Annotated in this window: 14 protein-coding genes; 13 read left to right on the forward strand and 1 reads right to left on the reverse strand. The window is 56.4% G+C overall.

What is annotated here, in order from left to right:
* Window positions 1-25 precede the first annotated feature (25 nt).
* From K6R05_RS21790 to K6R05_RS21830, 9 genes are all read left to right on the forward strand, one after another.
* On the forward strand, window positions 26-1,750 hold the full coding sequence (locus tag K6R05_RS21790; RefSeq protein WP_222925882.1) for a hydrogenase large subunit: 1,725 nt from the start codon (window positions 26-28) through the stop codon (window positions 1,748-1,750).
* 15 nt (window positions 1,751-1,765) lie between these two features.
* A complete protein-coding gene (locus K6R05_RS21795; RefSeq protein ID WP_222925883.1) occupies window positions 1,766-2,320 on the forward strand; it encodes a formate hydrogenlyase complex iron-sulfur subunit in 555 nt (184 codons plus the stop codon).
* Window positions 2,320-3,117 carry an NADH-quinone oxidoreductase subunit B family protein gene (locus K6R05_RS21800; RefSeq protein WP_222925884.1) on the forward strand — a complete coding sequence of 266 codons (798 nt, stop codon included), beginning with the start codon at window positions 2,320-2,322 and terminating at the stop codon, window positions 3,115-3,117. The genes K6R05_RS21795 and K6R05_RS21800 overlap by 1 nt, the downstream gene beginning before the upstream one ends.
* Window positions 3,117-3,605, forward strand: coding sequence for a formate hydrogenlyase maturation HycH family protein (locus K6R05_RS21805; RefSeq protein ID WP_222925946.1), 489 nt, complete (start codon window positions 3,117-3,119; stop codon window positions 3,603-3,605). Before K6R05_RS21800 ends, K6R05_RS21805 begins: the two co-directional genes overlap by 1 nt.
* Window positions 3,598-4,089 (forward strand): hydrogenase maturation peptidase HycI, encoded by a 492-nt coding sequence (gene hycI / locus K6R05_RS21810; RefSeq protein ID WP_222925885.1) that lies wholly within the window; start codon window positions 3,598-3,600, stop codon window positions 4,087-4,089. The genes K6R05_RS21805 and hycI overlap by 8 nt, the downstream gene beginning before the upstream one ends.
* A gap of 167 nt (window positions 4,090-4,256) precedes the next feature.
* Complete coding sequence (gene hydN, locus K6R05_RS21815; RefSeq protein ID WP_017802627.1) at window positions 4,257-4,802, forward strand: electron transport protein HydN; 546 nt, start codon at window positions 4,257-4,259, stop codon at window positions 4,800-4,802.
* A 23-nt stretch (window positions 4,803-4,825) separates the two neighbouring features.
* Window positions 4,826-6,997 (forward strand): formate dehydrogenase subunit alpha, encoded by a 2,172-nt coding sequence (gene fdhF / locus K6R05_RS21820; protein WP_222925886.1) that lies wholly within the window; start codon window positions 4,826-4,828, stop codon window positions 6,995-6,997.
* 153 nt (window positions 6,998-7,150) lie between these two features.
* Window positions 7,151-9,475 (forward strand): carbamoyltransferase HypF, encoded by a 2,325-nt coding sequence (hypF, locus tag K6R05_RS21825; protein WP_222925887.1) that lies wholly within the window; start codon window positions 7,151-7,153, stop codon window positions 9,473-9,475.
* A complete protein-coding gene (locus tag K6R05_RS21830) occupies window positions 9,462-10,502 on the forward strand; it encodes a HoxN/HupN/NixA family nickel/cobalt transporter (RefSeq protein WP_222925888.1) in 1,041 nt (346 codons plus the stop codon). Before hypF ends, K6R05_RS21830 begins: the two co-directional genes overlap by 14 nt.
* Window positions 10,503-11,002: 500 nt before the next feature.
* Here K6R05_RS21830 and K6R05_RS21835 read toward each other — a convergent pair whose 3' ends face one another.
* The gene (locus K6R05_RS21835) at window positions 11,003-11,602 is read right to left on the reverse strand and encodes a DUF2913 family protein (RefSeq protein WP_222925889.1); all 600 of its coding nucleotides are present in this window, start codon (window positions 11,600-11,602) and stop codon (window positions 11,003-11,005) included.
* A gap of 574 nt (window positions 11,603-12,176) precedes the next feature.
* Between K6R05_RS21835 and K6R05_RS21840 the strand changes: the two genes are divergently transcribed.
* The 4 genes from K6R05_RS21840 (at window position 12,177) to K6R05_RS21855 (ending at window position 15,013) form a co-directional block, all read left to right on the forward strand.
* Window positions 12,177-13,472, forward strand: a complete 1,296-nt coding sequence (locus K6R05_RS21840; RefSeq protein WP_222925890.1) for an L-cysteine desulfidase family protein — start codon at window positions 12,177-12,179, stop codon at window positions 13,470-13,472.
* A 62-nt stretch (window positions 13,473-13,534) separates the two neighbouring features.
* Window positions 13,535-14,272, forward strand: a complete 738-nt coding sequence (locus tag K6R05_RS21845; RefSeq protein ID WP_222925891.1) for an AzlC family ABC transporter permease — start codon at window positions 13,535-13,537, stop codon at window positions 14,270-14,272.
* Complete coding sequence (locus tag K6R05_RS21850; protein WP_222925892.1) at window positions 14,265-14,585, forward strand: AzlD domain-containing protein; 321 nt, start codon at window positions 14,265-14,267, stop codon at window positions 14,583-14,585. The genes K6R05_RS21845 and K6R05_RS21850 overlap by 8 nt, the downstream gene beginning before the upstream one ends.
* A 20-nt stretch (window positions 14,586-14,605) precedes the next feature.
* Window positions 14,606-15,013 (forward strand): Rid family detoxifying hydrolase, encoded by a 408-nt coding sequence (locus K6R05_RS21855; RefSeq protein ID WP_222925893.1) that lies wholly within the window; start codon window positions 14,606-14,608, stop codon window positions 15,011-15,013.
* Window positions 15,014-15,023 lie beyond the last annotated feature (10 nt).

A 15,023-nucleotide genomic window follows, 5' to 3' on the forward strand; every position in this document is an offset into this window, starting at 1 on the left:
CGCCACAGCGGGAAGAGGCTTTGCAATGAGTGAGTTCAATCCCGCATTAAATCAAAACCCGGTCGGCAACGCGTATCTGGCCGCGCTGGAAAAACAGTTTCCGTCGGCGATTCTGGGCAGTGAATGGCAGACCGACACACAGGCGACCGTAACCATCCGTCTGAACTGGCTGCCGGAAGTGGTCGAATGGCTTTATTACCAACAGGGTGGCTGGCTTTCCGTGTTGTTCGGCAATGATGAACGCACGCTGTGTGGTAATTACGCGCTCTATTACGTGCTGTCGATGGAAAAAGGCATGAAGTGCTGGATCACCGTGCGCGCAGAAGTCGATCCGATTTCACTGGAATTCCCGTCTGTGACGCCGCGCGTACCGGCGGCGGTCTGGGGCGAACGTGAAGTGCGGGATATGTACGGCCTGCGCCCGATCGGATTGCCGGACGAACGCCGTCTGGTGCTGCCGGATGACTGGCCGGACGATCTCTATCCGCTGCGTAAAGATGCAATGGATTACCGTCAGCGCCCGGCACCGACCACGGATGAAGAAACCTATCCGTTTATTTCTGAGGCCAAAGAAGGCAGCAAAATCGTGCCAATTGGTCCGCTGCACGTCACTTCTGACGAACCGGGTCACTTTCGTCTGTTCGTTGATGGCGAAGACATTATCGACGCCGATTATCGGTTGTTCTATGTGCATCGCGGCATGGAAAAACTGGCCGAAACCCGCATGGGCTATAACGAAGTAACGTTTTTGTCTGACCGCGTGTGCGGCATTTGCGGTTTCACGCATAGCGTGGCTTATACCTCGTCGGTCGAAAACGCCATGGGGATTTTAGTGCCGGAACGTGCCCAGATGATCCGCTCCATTTTGCTGGAAGTGGAACGCCTGCACAGCCATCTGCTAAACCTCGGACTGGCCTGTCACTTTGTCGGATTTGATTCCGGTTTCATGCAGTTTTTCCGCATCCGCGAACAGTCGATGAAAATGGCGGAAATCCTGACCGGTGCGCGCAAAACCTACGGGATGAACCTGATCGGCGGCATCCGTCGCGACATATTAAAAGACGATATGATTGCCACCCTTGCGCTGGCGAGCGTTATGCGTCGCGACCTGAACGAGCTGGTGGATATTCTGCTCAGCACGCCAAATACGGAACAGCGCAGCATCGGCGTCGGCATTCTGGATCCTCAGGTGGCGCGCGATTTCAGCAACGTCGGTCCGATGGTGCGCGGCAGCGGTCACCGCCGTGATATGCGACAGGATCATCCCTATGCCGGTTACGCCAGACTGCCGTTTGAACTGTTCAGCGAAACCGGTAACGACGTTTATTCCCGTCTGAAAGTGCGCATTCACGAAGTGTTTAATGCGCTGAATATGATCGAGTACGGCCTGCAAAGCCTGCCCGGCGGTCCGCTGGCGGTTGAAGGTTTTAACTATATTCCGCACCGTTTTGCCCTGGGTTTCGCCGAAGCGCCACGCGGTGACGACATTCACTGGAGCATGACAGGGGATAACCAGAAGCTTTTCCGCTGGCGCTGCCGCGCCGCGACTTACGCCAACTGGCCCACGCTGCGCTACATGCTGCGCGGCAATACCGTTTCCGACGCCCCGCTGATTATCGGCAGTCTCGATCCTTGCTATTCCTGCACCGACCGCATGACGGTGGTTGATGTGCGCAAGAAAACGTCCATCGTCGTGCCTTACAAAGAGATCGAACGTTACGGCATCGAACGCAAAAATTCGCCGCTTTAAGGAGCCGCTCAAATCATGCTGAAACTGATCAAAAAAGTGCTCAAAACCGGCACGGCAACGGTGGGTTATCCGTTCGAGCCGATGGATTTAGCCCCCAATTTTCGTGGTAAGCCGCAATACACCGCGCAGCAGTGTATCGCCTGCGGCGCCTGCGCCAATGCCTGCCCTTCCAACGCGCTGACCATGTCCACGGCAGAAGACGGCGAAACGATCCGCTGGCAGCTGTTTTTAGGGCGCTGCATTTTCTGCGCCCGGTGTGAGGAAGTCTGCCCGACGGCGGCGATCACATTGTCGCAGGCGTTCGAGCTGGCGGTCTGGTGCAAAGAAGACCTGTTTGAGACCGCTGATTTCCCGGTCTGCCCTTGCCGGGAATGCGGTAAACCTTACGCCGTGCAAAAGGAAATCGACTTTGCGCTCAGCCTGTTACAGGAAAGCGCCGCGCTGAGCGACCGTCAGATCAGCGATCGCCGTGTGCAGTATGAAACCTGTCCGGCGTGCAAAAAAATGCACGGTCTTTCTCCCAGCGACCGCATCGATATTGGCCGCCATATGACTACGGAGGTTCGCTGATGAGTCATAATCCGATTGCGCCGCGTGACGAAAAGGGTCTGCCGGTGCCTGTTACACTGGATGAAAGTATCACCAGACTGAAATCCACCCTGCTGAACAGCATCCGCCGTTCCGCCTACGTTTATCGTGTGGACTGCGGTGGCTGTAACGGCTGTGAGATTGAGATTTTTGCCGCCATTTCACCCCTGTTTGACGCTGAACGCTTCGGTATCAAAGTCGTCCCATCGCCGCGCCATGCTGACATTTTGCTGTTCACCGGTGCGGTCACCCGCGCAATGCGTATGCCCGCTTTGCGCGCCTGGGATTCGGCACCAGATCCGAAAATCTGTATTTCTTACGGCGCATGCGGCAACAGCGGCGGCATTTTCCACGACCTTTATTGCGTCTGGGGCGGCACCGACAAAATCGTGCCGGTGGACGTATATATCCCCGGCTGCCCGCCGACACCGGCGGCGACCATTTATGGATTTGCAATGGCGCTGGGTTTGCTGGATCAAAAAATCAAAGGGCAGCAGCATGACGAAGCTGCCGCAGAACCGGCTACTTTATTGCATCCCGACCTGCCGCAACCGTTACGCGTGCTGCTGGATCGCGAAGCGCGCCGCATGGCCGGTTACCGCTATGGCCGCCAGATTGCCGATCAGTTTATGGAAATCGTCGCTGCGCCCGGTTTACAGCCGGTAGAACAACGTGTATCGGCCTATCTGGCTGAACAGGGTGACCTGCGCCTGAGCGAAATCATCGGCAATCTGCAACATATCTATCATCAGGTGCTGCATGGCGAGGTGCGTCTGTGATGACTTCCGTTAACGACCAGCGCTACGCGCGCCATCAGTCCTATGCTGGTCATGCGCCTGACAAAAACAAAGTGATTTTCTATTCATTGAGCAGCAAGTTTGTTGATGAAAAAAGCGCCCAGAAACGCTGCTCGCAGAAAGCGCAGAAAGTGCAGGAAGTGATTTATTACAGCCTGGCTATCGGCCATCACCTCGGGGTGATCGACTGTCTGCAATCGCGACTCGAATGCCCGTTCGATGGCTATCTGCACTGGATCGACTGTCTGCCCGAAAGCAGCGAAGCCCGCCGCAAACTGGCGGGTGTTCAGCGATTTGGCGAGATTACTATCGACAGCAGCCACACGCATTTGCTGGCACTGGCGTTGCGCGATGCAAGCCCGCAAATGACGGTGCAACAGCAAGGATGGAGCGAACAGCTTATCGCCCTGCTGGCGCAAATTGAAAATGACCCCGCCATGTACCTGATGGTCAGGAGGTACGATGCCTGATTACCCTGAGAACCTTCCCCGCTACGCGCTGTTGTGCGTGGGCAACAGCATGATGGGCGACGACGGTGCCGGTCCGCGTCTGGCCGAACTGTGCGCGGAAAAACCACTTCCCGGCTGGACGGTGGTGGACGGCGGCGCGGCACCTGAAAACGACATCGGCTATTTGCGCGAACTGCATCCACAACATCTGGTGATTGCTGATGCTACCGATATGGGGCTGGCGCCCGGCGAAATGCGCATTATTGCCGAGAAAGATATCGCCGACATGTTCATGATGACTACCCACAATCTGCCGCTGACCTTTCTCATGCAGCAACTGCGCGAGGACATCCCGCAGATCACCTTTGTCGGTATTCAGCCCGACGTCGTCGCGTTTTATTACCCGATGAGTACCGCTGTGGAACAGGCGATCAGCCGCCTGCATCAGCTGTTACCACGACTTGAAACTGGTCCTGGGATCGCTCCTTTCAGTCTTTCGACATAACTGACGATACGGTGACGACGCAAAGATGACATTAGTGAAAAATTTCGTCAGCGGCGCAACCTTTCAAATTAAACCAATGAATCTAATAGAAAAATATTAAATACACGAGCTGGCACGCTTTATGTATAGCCAGTAGCTAAAACCAATAGCTTAGGGACTAATTACTCATGAACCGGTTCATCATCGCCGATCCCAAAAAATGCATCGGCTGCCGTACCTGTGAAATTGCCTGCGTGATGGCGCATAACGACTCGCAGGACATCTCGCTGCTCAGCGCCGCGACATTCGCACCGCGTCTGCACGTGATAAAAGGCGTCAACCTCAGTACCCCGGTGATGTGTCGCCAGTGTGAAGATGCACCCTGTGCCAACGTCTGCCCCAATGGTGCCATTCTTCGCTCAGCCGACCATGTGCAGGTGCTGCAGGAACGCTGCATCGGGTGTAAAACCTGCGTGGTTGCCTGCCCGTACGGCGCAATGGAAGTGGTGACAAAACCGATTTTCCGCCAGAACGGCGCCGCGATGGCGGCTACTTCGGATAAAGCCGAAGCGCACAAATGTGATCTGTGCCATGGCCGGACTGAAGGCCCGGCCTGTCTGGCCATCTGCCCGACCAACGCCCTGTTCGCTATCGATCGTAACCAGTTACAGGAGATGAACGCAGAAAAACGTCGCCGCGCGGCGCTCGACAACACTTCTCCGCTGCTGTTTTAACCCCGGATTAAGGAAACCTTCCAATGAAAAAAGTCACGACTGTCTGCCCCTACTGCGGCGCTGGATGTAAATTGAATCTGGTGGTGGATAACGGAAAAATTATTCGCGCCGAAGCGGCGAATGGCGTTACCAATCAGGGCGAACTGTGTCTGAAAGGCTATTATGGCTGGGATTTTCTCAATGATACCAAACTGCTGACCCCGCGCCTGACACAGCCGCTGATCCGCCGTCACAAAGGCGGAAAGTTCGAAGCCGTCAGCTGGGATGAAGCCATTCGCTACACCGCACAGCGCCTGACGGAGATCAAACAGAAACACGGTCCGCGCGCCATCATGACCACGGGTTCCTCGCGCGGAACCGGCAATGAAACTAACTATGTCATGCAAAAATTTGCCCGAGCGGTGATTGGCACTAACAACGTCGACTGCTGCGCCAGGGTGTGCCACGGCCCGTCCGTGGCGGGTTTACAGGCGACGCTTGGCAACGGCGCGATGAGTAATTCTATCGGCGATATCGAGAACTCAAAATGTCTGCTGGTGATCGGCTATAACTGCGCAGATTCCCATCCGATCGTCGCACGCCGGGTGATCAAGGCTAAAGAGAAAGGCGCGAAAATCATTGTCTGCGACCCACGCCGCATTGAAACCGCCCGTATTGCCGATCAGCATCTGCAAATCAAAAACGGCTGTAATATGGCGCTGGTAAATGCTTTTGCGCATGTGCTGATCGAAGAAGATCTGTATGACCACGACTATGTAGCGAAATACACCGAAGGCTTTGAGGAATACCGTAAAAATGTCGCGGATTACGCCCCGGAAGCGGTAGCGGAACAGACCGGCGTGTCCGCACAGCAAATCCGTCAGGCGATGCGCACCTACGCCGCAGCGCCTTCAGCCACCATCATGTGGGGCATGGGCGTGACTCAGTTTGGCCAGGCCGTTGACGTGGTAAAAGGCCTGGCGGGGCTGGCCTTGCTGACAGGCAACCTCGGCCGGGCCAACGTCGGCGTCGGCCCGGTGCGCGGGCAAAATAACGTGCAGGGTGCCTGTGACATGGGTGTGCTGCCGAATGAATTCCCCGGCTATCAGTCGGTTACCGACCCGAACGTGCGGGCGAAATTCGCCGATGCCTGGGGGATTGACGTCAATCAGATGGATACCGACATCGGTTACCGCATCACCGAAATTCCGCATCTGGCGCTCGAAGGCAAGGTTAAAGCCTATTACATAATGGGCGAAGATCCGCTTCAGACCGAGGCGGATTTGGGTCTGGTGCGCAAAGGCTTTGCCGCGCTGGACTTTGTGGTTGTACAGGACATTTTCATGACCAAAACCGCGGAACAGGCGGATGTTATTTTACCGGCCACGTCATGGGGTGAACATGGTGGCGTCTTCTCCTGCGCCGACCGTGGCTTTCAGCGCTTTGAGAAGGCCATCGAACCGACCTGTAACGTCAAACGCGACTGGGAGATCATCAGCCTGCTGGCGACGCAGATGGGTTATCCGATGCATTACCGCGATAATCAACAAATCTGGGATGAAATGCGCAGCTTATGCCCGCTGTTCTATGGCGCGACCTATGAAAAAATGGGTGAGCTGGGCCACGTTCAGTGGCCATGCACCACGCTTGACAGCGCAGGCACGCCCTACCTGTATGCCAATAACCACTTCGATACTCCAACCGGTAAAGGTCAGCTATTTGCCGCGCCGTGGCGCGCGCCGGCTGAGTTGCCGGACGACAGCTATCCGCTGGTGCTGTGTACCGTACGCGAAGTCGGCCACTACTCCTGTCGCTCCATGACAGGCAACTGTGCAGCATTGCAAACGCTGGCTGACGAACCTGGCTTCGTGCAGATGAATCCGAGCGATGCACAGGCGCTGACTATCAGTGACCAGCAACTGGTCTGGGTAGCCTCACGCCGTGGCAAAGTCATCTCACGCGTCAACTACAACGAACGTATTAATGCCGGTGCGGTTTACATGACCTATCAGTGGTGGATCGGCGCCTGCAATGAACTAACGCAGGATAACCTCGACCCTATCTCTAAAACGCCTGAAACCAAATACTGCGCAGTGAAAGTCGAACCGATCGCCGATCAACGCTGGGCTGAAAGTTACGCACATCAGACTTACAGCGACATGAAAGCCCGCCTGCGCAGCGCCGCTGAAGACCTGATCCCCGCAAGCGGGATTTAATTTCACCAGGGCGTCCTGACGCGTACTTATCATCATGTTCGCGTCGCAGCACAGTAGCGCACAACGCGATCCCGAAGAGCTGATACTCATCAGTGGTTCGGGGTCACAGTGGCTGCCGGGTTGCCGCCCGAATCGTAAGGAAATGAGAGAGTCATGTCTGTTTCCGGCATACGTATCCGCATTTACGGCAAAGTCCAGGGGGTCGGTTTCCGGCCATTTATCTGGCAGCTGGCACACCAGCTGCAGCTGCGTGGTGAGGTCAGCAATGACAGCGCAGGCGTAGAAATCAGGCTACTTAAACCCGTCAGCGTCGACGCGCTGACAGAACAGTTACGGCGTGACTGCCCGCCGCTGGCGCATATTGACAGCCTGAATGTCGATGATTTCGTCTGGCAGACAGCGCCGCAAAATTTCACTATCGCTGATAGCCGTCACAGCCGGATGAATACCCAGGTGGTTCCTGACGCGGCAACCTGCCCGGCCTGCCTGCAGGATATGGCCCGACCAACCGACCGCCGGTTTAACTATGCCTTTACCAATTGTACCCACTGCGGGCCGCGTTTTACGCTGATCCGTGCCATGCCTTACGACCGCGCGCTGACCAGCATGGCGCAGTTCAGGCTATGTCCGGCCTGCGAGCGGGAGTATCACAACCCGACCGACCGGCGCTTTCACGCCCAGCCGATCGCCTGTCCACACTGCGGCCCTTGCGTCAGCGCGACATTACACCATGGCGACGTTTTGGCGCAGGACGAGGCAGCAGTGGCACAGGCGGCGATGGCGATCCAGGCAGGAAAAATCGTTGCCATTAAGGGGCTGGGCGGCTTCCATCTGGCCTGTGATGCTACACAGCAGGCGGCAGTGCTGCGTCTGCGTCAACGCAAACAGCGTCCGACTAAGCCGCTGGCTGTGATGCTGCCGGACATCAGTTGGCTGGCGCAGTGCAGCGATATCCACGCGCAAGGCAGACTGCGCGAGAGGCTGCAATCGCCAGCCGCACCTATTGTGCTGACTGCGAAAAATCCGCGGTCACCACTGTGTGCGGCGGTTGCACCGGACCTGGATGAAATCGGGCTGATGCTGCCGTTTACGCCTCTGCACCATTTACTGATGCAGGCCTGTCAGACCCCACTGGTAATGACCTCCGGCAATGCAAACGGCTGTGCGCCCGCACTGACCAATGAGACGGGGCGCGATCAACTTAAGGATATCGCCGACCTCTGGCTGTTGCATAATCGCGACATTGTGCAGCGCGCTGATGATTCACTGCTGCGGGTAACGGAGCATGGCAGCGAAATGCTGCGCCGGTCGCGCGGTTACGTGCCTGATGCCCTTACTCTGCCCGCCGGATTTGACAGCCCGTACCCCCTGCTGGCGCTGGGCGGTGAATGCAAAAACACCTTCTGCCTGCTTCGCGGCAGTCAGGCCATTCTCAGTCCGCATTTTGGCTCCCTCACCCGCAGCGATATTGCCAGCCAGCAGCAACAGGCCATTGCACATTTTCAGCAGCTCTATGACTGTACACCGGAGATAAGGGTCTGTGATGCGCATCCTGACACCGTCAGCTACTGTCAGCCGCAACGCCCGACAATCAACAGGATGGCGGTGTTTCACCATCATGCGCATCTCGCCGCCTGTCTGGCAGAACATGATTGGCCGCTGGACGGCGGGAGAGTGGTCGGACTGGCGCTGGATGGACTCGGCTATGGTGACGATGGGGCGTTATGGGGCGGGGAGTGTTTGCTGGTGGATTACCTGCACTGTGAGCATGCAGGCGGGCTCCCTGCCGTCGCCTTGCCGGGCGGTGACCGTGCCGCACGGCAACCCTGGCGTAACTTACTGGCGCACTGGCAGGCGTTTGTGCCGGACTGGCAGACGCGCCCTGAAGCGGACACTGTGTTATCGCATTCGTGGTTGCCGCTTTCAAAGGCGATTAGCGCCGGAATCAATGCGCCACGGGCCTCGTCCTGCGGGCGCTTATTTGATGCCGTCGCCGCGGCCCTTCATTGCGCACCCGCAAGTCTGAGCTGGGAAGGCGAAGCCGCCTGTCGTCTGGAGACGCTGGCGCGCAGCGCGCAGGGTGCGTTGCATCCGGTCACCCTGCCTTTGCTCCACACCGGTAAGCAAATCCTGTTAGATCTCGCAACGTTCTGGCGGCAATGGCTTAACTGGCAGGCCGCACCCGCCGAGCGGGCGTTTGCCTTTCATGATGCGCTGGCGCAGGGCTTTGCCGCCCTCGCACGTCATCAGGCGCGAAGCCACGGCATCACCACCGTCGCGCTGGGCGGTGGCGTACTGCACAACCGGCTACTGCGACAGCTTCTGCCTCACTATTTAGCCCCTCTTCAGGTCCTGATGCCCCAAAAGGTGCCGGCTGGCGATGGCGGGCTGGCGCTCGGCCAGGCGGTTATCGCCTGTGCCCGCCTTCAGCATCCGGGCTTTTCATTAACGCATAAGGATTATCATGATAAACCGTGATTTTTTTCACACTCACCGCCGTGCCGGCTGGCTGTTATGCGGATTGATCGCAGCTAATTTAGCGGCCTGGGGCTGGGCGCTGATAGTCTTCCATCATAGCGCAGCGCTGATGGCGGCCTCACTGCTGGCTTATGGCTATGGTCTGCGCCACGCTGTCGACGCCGATCACATTGCTGCTATTGATAACGTGACACGCAAATTAATGCAGCAGGGACAGCGTCCGGTTGCCGTCGGCGCTTTTTTCTCACTCGGGCATTCGACCATCGTAGTACTGGCCTGTGTGGCTATTGCCGCCACATCGCTGGTTTTTGGCGATAAAATTGGCGGATTACATGATTTTGGCCGGTCAATGGGCACGCTGATTTCGGCCCTGTTTCTGCTGCTGATGGCGCTACTGAATGCGCTGATCCTGCGCGATGTTTACCGCCGTTTCCAGCAGGTAAAACAGGGCAACACCGATGTGTCGCAGGATGTTCTGCTCGCGGTACACGGTGGCGTAATGAGCAGGCTTTTTCATTTCGCATTTAATCTGGTCAACAGAAGCTGGCAGATGTATCTGGTGGGTTTTTTATTCGGGCTGGGTTTTGATACTGCCACCGAAATCAGCCTGCTGGGTCTGTCTGCAGCGGGTGCTTCTTCTGGTATGTCAGTGTGGAGCATTCTGGTGTTTCCGGTCCTGTTTGCCTGCGGCATGGCGCTGGTCGATTTGCTGGATAATTTTGTTATGGTCGGCGCGTACGGATGGGCATTTGATAAACCGGTGCGTAAGCTCTATTACAACATCACGATTACCGCCACCAGTGTGATCATCGCTCTGTTTATCGGCGGGCTGGAAGCGCTCGGGCTGATAGCGGATAAGCTGGATATGCAAGGCGGACTGTGGACGGGGATCGGCCAGCTTAACGACAATATGGGCAGTGTGGGTTACGTGGCTGTGGGGATTTTTGTAATTTCCTGGGGCATCTCGGTGCTGAATTATCGCCGCAAAGGCTATGACCATCTGGTGATGAAATCTGGCCGGGCTTAAGCGTCATTCAGCAAAGTACATTGCCAAGGAGGCTGATACTCATTGGAATAAATCTGACAAGACGGGCTAAAGCAGGCATGCCATTTTCAATGGAACAACCCTTCTTGCACTCTCACATTCGCACGCTTCGGATAACCAGACAGACACCATAAGGATTTTTATTTTCAAATCACCGGTCAGATGTAGCAAGCGCGCTCCGGCCATTTAATGAGCAGAAATAGACTCGCGGCCTCCTCACAGTACTTTTATCATGTCAAAGCGGTTGCTGCCCGCTCATTAGAACTGTTGTGTAGCGCCTTATCAGATGCGCCCTCAGTATACCCGGAACAGCCCGGGTGCCCGCGGTGAAAGGCCCGGATGCAGTTGTCCGGGTTCGCGTTGAGCACCTGCAGTATTGCTTCACGCTCCATCTTTCACTCCTTTGCGTCAGACATCCACTGTAGTCAGTAAACGCCGTTATTCCGGTCAGTCAAAGAGAGCAGTTGCTGTACTGATTTTATCTATGTTTCTGTTAAATGGTAATTTTCTGCCGTCAGCGCATAAAGGCCGGACGGACTGTCACCGGTCATCTGCCATCCACAGCGGTTAAACAGCGTTTCCAGCCCCTTCACCCGCCCGGTCAGGCGCGCCATCAGCGGGCTGACCTGCCAGCCGCTGTCGTCAAACGCTGCATCCAGGCTGGTCCGGGACACGTAGATACCATTTACCTCAGGGTTCAGTGCCGCGGCATGGCGTCCCGACCACTCCCGGTCACTGAGCAGCCGGTATGCCCAGTGCATGTCCTTCGCGGTTTCCAGGGCATAGGTCAGCCGGAACAGGTCGTTCTGTTCAGACAGCGCGCCGGTGCAAGAGCGCCAGAGGTAGTCCAGCTTGCCGGCAAGCTTGGCGCCCACGCCATACTGCCGCCCCTGTTTCAGCAGCCATTCGATGTCGGGTGCCACCTCACGGGGAAAGCGGCGCTGCTTCAGGGCGGTCGCCAGCCAGCGGGTCAGAAAGAGATTTTCCTGAGTGGCAGAACATACGGCGCCGTCCTGGCGGGCAAGGGCAAGCGCGGTCAGGGCGCACCAGGCCAGATGGCCGGATTTTTGTGTCAGCGTCACTGCAGTCTGTCCTCCCCATAACTCAGCATGGTAATTGTAACCGTACTTCCAGCCGGGATAAACCCGGATACCTGTTCATTCCGGAACTATTTACTTTACGACCGGGGGTCCGGCCAGGCAGGTGGTGTAGCGTTGTGGCACGGTGAATGCGGCTGCAGGAGCTTTTCAGCCGCGCAGGTGGCGCACCTTATGACGGCGTGCTGCTTATCCTGCAGTTCAGTGATGAGCTGCTCTGCGGAAACCGCCACCGGAGACTGAAAATTCATATCAGCTGTATGGAATAACTGCGAAACAGGCTGAGAATGAATACCATTTCCAGCGAAGGAGAATAAATTTCTCTTTTCATGGATGCTACCTCTGTCACAGTTTTAAATTAAAAAAGAGCATTTAAAGTAAAAATTAGAATAAATACAAATACATAATAAATTTAAAAGTATGCACACAACCCCGAATCACAAAAAGCTAAAAAGAAATATTTTCTATATAACCACAAAATAACAATGGTTTTTGGAAATTATTTCTCCCGCCCCCTGACTATCATACCTCCTGAGAGTTAGTTTTCTGAGAGGCTGATATGACCAACGTAAATAATGACGTATTTCTGGACTGGCTGAGGCAGGAGGTCAGGCCCGCCCTGGGTTGCACAGAACCGGTTGCGATAGCGTTTGCCGCCGCGACGGCCTGCAGATACCTGAATGAGCCCTGCAACCGGGTAACGGGGTTCGTTTCTGAGAACCTTTACAAGAACGCCATGGCCGTCACTATTCCCGGCACTCACGCCTCAGGCATCGCGATGGCAGCCGCTGTCGGGGTTTACGGGGCCAGTCCGGAACAGGGGCTGGAGGCGCTGCGCGGGCTGACACCTGACCAGGTTGTACGGGCGCAGACGCTGGTAAACCAGGGCCGGGTCAGCATCACGGCGCGCGCCGTCCCGGACTTCATTCATGTTGATCTGACAGTCAGCGGGGAAAATAACTGCTGCCGGATAGTGGTTCAGGGCGGGCACACCTGCATTACGGAACTGTACGTCAATGGCCAGCCGGTAACGACCGCCAGCCGCGCTGAAGCCAAAGCCACGGCGGCACCGCTGCCTCAGTTTTCTGTCCGCGATGCGTTTGACTTCATTACCGGCGTTCCCCTGAACGATATTGAGTTCATGCTTGACGCCGCCCGCCTCAACGGCGCGCTGTCTGAGGCGGGCATGAATGGCAGGTACGGACTGAACATTGCCGGCACGCTTTCAGCGGCGGTCAGTCAGGGGCTGATGAGCGACGACCTGCTCTACCGCATACAGATGGAGACGGTGGCGGCATCGGATGCCCGGATGGGGGGGGCGCCGGTCACGGCCATGTCTAATTTCGGCTCCGGCAATCAGGGCATAGCGGCAACTTTACCTGTTGTCGTGCTGGCCCGGGAGCTGAAGGCAGGCCGCGAGGCACTGGCAAGGGCTCTGACGCTGTCGCACCTGGTCGCCATCTCCGTGCACGCCCGCTACACACGGTTGTCGGCCCTGTGCGCCGCCTCGACGGCGGCCATGGGTGCCGCAGCCGGCATGGCGTGGCTGTTCACCCGGGACCTGGCCGTCGTTGAGTCCGCCATTATCAACATGGTCAGCGACGTTAGCGGAATTATCTGCGACGGCGCTTCGGGCAGCTGCGCCATGAAAGTTTCAACCGCGACCTCGGGAGCGTTCAGAGCCGTGCTGATGGCCAGGCAGGGTATACGGGTCGGCAGCAGTGACGGCATCATTGGTGCTGATGCTGAACAAACCATCGATAACCTCAGCCGGCTGGTCGTTAACGCCATGCCCGCAACCGACAAAGAAATTATCCACATCATGACGGAAAAGGACGCGCTGGCGCACAGCTGATCGCTTTCTGACAACACAGAGCCGGTTTACGGACCGTCTCCTAACAGGTTCCGGAGGCTTTTATGGACAAGAAAACCACCATCTGCAGGGGTGTCAGCGCGGTTATGCCGCTCTGTATCGGAGACTTCCCCTTTTCCTTTATTGTGGGCGCACTGAGCGTCAGTGCTGGCATGAGCATCTGGCAGAGCACGGTCTGGTCCTGCATCGTCATCGCAGGGTCTGCTCAGATGCTGGCACTGAATATGCTGAAAGCCGGCGCCAGTCTGGGCGTAATTATCTTCACCACTTTTATCATTAATCTGCGTCACGTTCTCTATAGTGCTTCACTGGCCGGTAAGGTGCGTGAGGCGTCTTTTTTCAGAAAATGCTTTATGTCATACGCCCTTACGGATGAGGTGTACGCCACCACCATTAAAGAGATGGAGGGAAATAAAGAAAATAAATATCTCTTTTACTTCACCGTCATGCTGACGTTCTGGGGATTCTGGGTGCTGGCCGACTTTATGGGGGCCGTCATCGGTTCTTCTTTCCCGGACATACAGAAGTACGGGCTGGACTTTGCCATGGTGGCCGCCTTCATCGCCATCGTGGTACCTCAGGTAAAAAGTCAGGCCTGCACGGTAGCCGCGCTGGTTGCCTCCATGTCAGGCGTGCTGCTGGTTATCCTGCCGTGTTCTCTGGGTATCGTCATCGCCTCTCTGCTGGGCATACTGGCAGGCCTCGCCGTGGACCTGACTGAAGAACGGAAGGAACACCACAACATCACTGCATCTGCCGTCGGGGGGGTCACACATGAATAACGGCTACTTTGCCGCGCTGACGCTTGGCATGGCGGCGGTGACATTTCTCATCCGGGTTTCCTTTACCGGTATTGCCGGTCGGCTGCATATGAACGAGCGCGTCAGAAAGACGCTGCGCTTTGTGCCGGTCACGGTGCTGCCCGCCATCATCACCGTCCAGATTCTGGACATGAACTCCCGCATGGAATTTGACCTGCATAACCCCAAAGTTATCGCCGCGATTATCTGCACCCTGGTCAGCTTCCGGTTCGGCCTGATATGGGTGGTCATCAGCGGTGTGGGTTCACTGGCTCTGCTAAACCACTTTATGTAACCAGGAAGAGAGACATTTAAATGGATATTATCAATACTCAAAATGCGCCGGCGGCGCCGGCGGCCATTGGTCCTTACGTTCAGGGTGTGAATACCGGGAGCATGATATTCACTTCAGGTCAGCTGCCGGTTGATCCCGATACAGGACTGATATCAGAGGCCATTGAGGTCCAGGCATATCAGTCACTGGAAAACGTCAGAGCTATTATTGAGGCCGAAGGCCTGAAGGTGGGCGACATTGTTAAAACAACGGTTTTTGTAAAGGATCTGAACGATTTTGCGGCCGTGAATGCAACATATGAAGCCTATTTTACCCGCCATGGAGCCCCATTCCCTGCCCGCTCATGCGTAGAGATGGCGCGACTGCCCAGGGACGCAAAGATTGAGATTGAGGCCATTGCCTTCTCGCACACGCAGGTGGTCAGTTAAGTGAAGGGCC

It is taken from the genome of Pantoea alfalfae (assembly GCF_019880205.1).
GTDB classification, from domain to species: Bacteria; Pseudomonadota; Gammaproteobacteria; order Enterobacterales; family Enterobacteriaceae; genus Pantoea; species Pantoea alfalfae.

What these genes read in the sequence shown, in the direction of transcription:
- K6R05_RS21790 (WP_222925882.1), top strand. Translation starts at nt 26, where the DNA reads ATGAGTGAGTTCAATCCCGCATTAAATCAAAACCCGGTCGGCAACGCG.
- K6R05_RS21795 (WP_222925883.1), top strand. Translation starts at nt 1,766, where the DNA reads ATGCTGAAACTGATCAAAAAAGTGCTCAAAACCGGCACGGCAACGGTG.
- K6R05_RS21800 (WP_222925884.1), top strand. Translation starts at nt 2,320, where the DNA reads ATGAGTCATAATCCGATTGCGCCGCGTGACGAAAAGGGTCTGCCGGTG.
- K6R05_RS21805 (WP_222925946.1), top strand. Translation starts at nt 3,117, where the DNA reads ATGACTTCCGTTAACGACCAGCGCTACGCGCGCCATCAGTCCTATGCT.
- hycI (WP_222925885.1), top strand. Translation starts at nt 3,598, where the DNA reads ATGCCTGATTACCCTGAGAACCTTCCCCGCTACGCGCTGTTGTGCGTG.
- hydN (WP_017802627.1), top strand. Translation starts at nt 4,257, where the DNA reads ATGAACCGGTTCATCATCGCCGATCCCAAAAAATGCATCGGCTGCCGT.
- fdhF (WP_222925886.1), top strand. Translation starts at nt 4,826, where the DNA reads ATGAAAAAAGTCACGACTGTCTGCCCCTACTGCGGCGCTGGATGTAAA.
- hypF (WP_222925887.1), top strand. Translation starts at nt 7,151, where the DNA reads ATGTCTGTTTCCGGCATACGTATCCGCATTTACGGCAAAGTCCAGGGG.
- K6R05_RS21830 (WP_222925888.1), top strand. Translation starts at nt 9,462, where the DNA reads ATGATAAACCGTGATTTTTTTCACACTCACCGCCGTGCCGGCTGGCTG.
- K6R05_RS21840 (WP_222925890.1), top strand. Translation starts at nt 12,177, where the DNA reads ATGACCAACGTAAATAATGACGTATTTCTGGACTGGCTGAGGCAGGAG.
- K6R05_RS21845 (WP_222925891.1), top strand. Translation starts at nt 13,535, where the DNA reads ATGGACAAGAAAACCACCATCTGCAGGGGTGTCAGCGCGGTTATGCCG.
- K6R05_RS21850 (WP_222925892.1), top strand. Translation starts at nt 14,265, where the DNA reads ATGAATAACGGCTACTTTGCCGCGCTGACGCTTGGCATGGCGGCGGTG.
- K6R05_RS21855 (WP_222925893.1), top strand. Translation starts at nt 14,606, where the DNA reads ATGGATATTATCAATACTCAAAATGCGCCGGCGGCGCCGGCGGCCATT.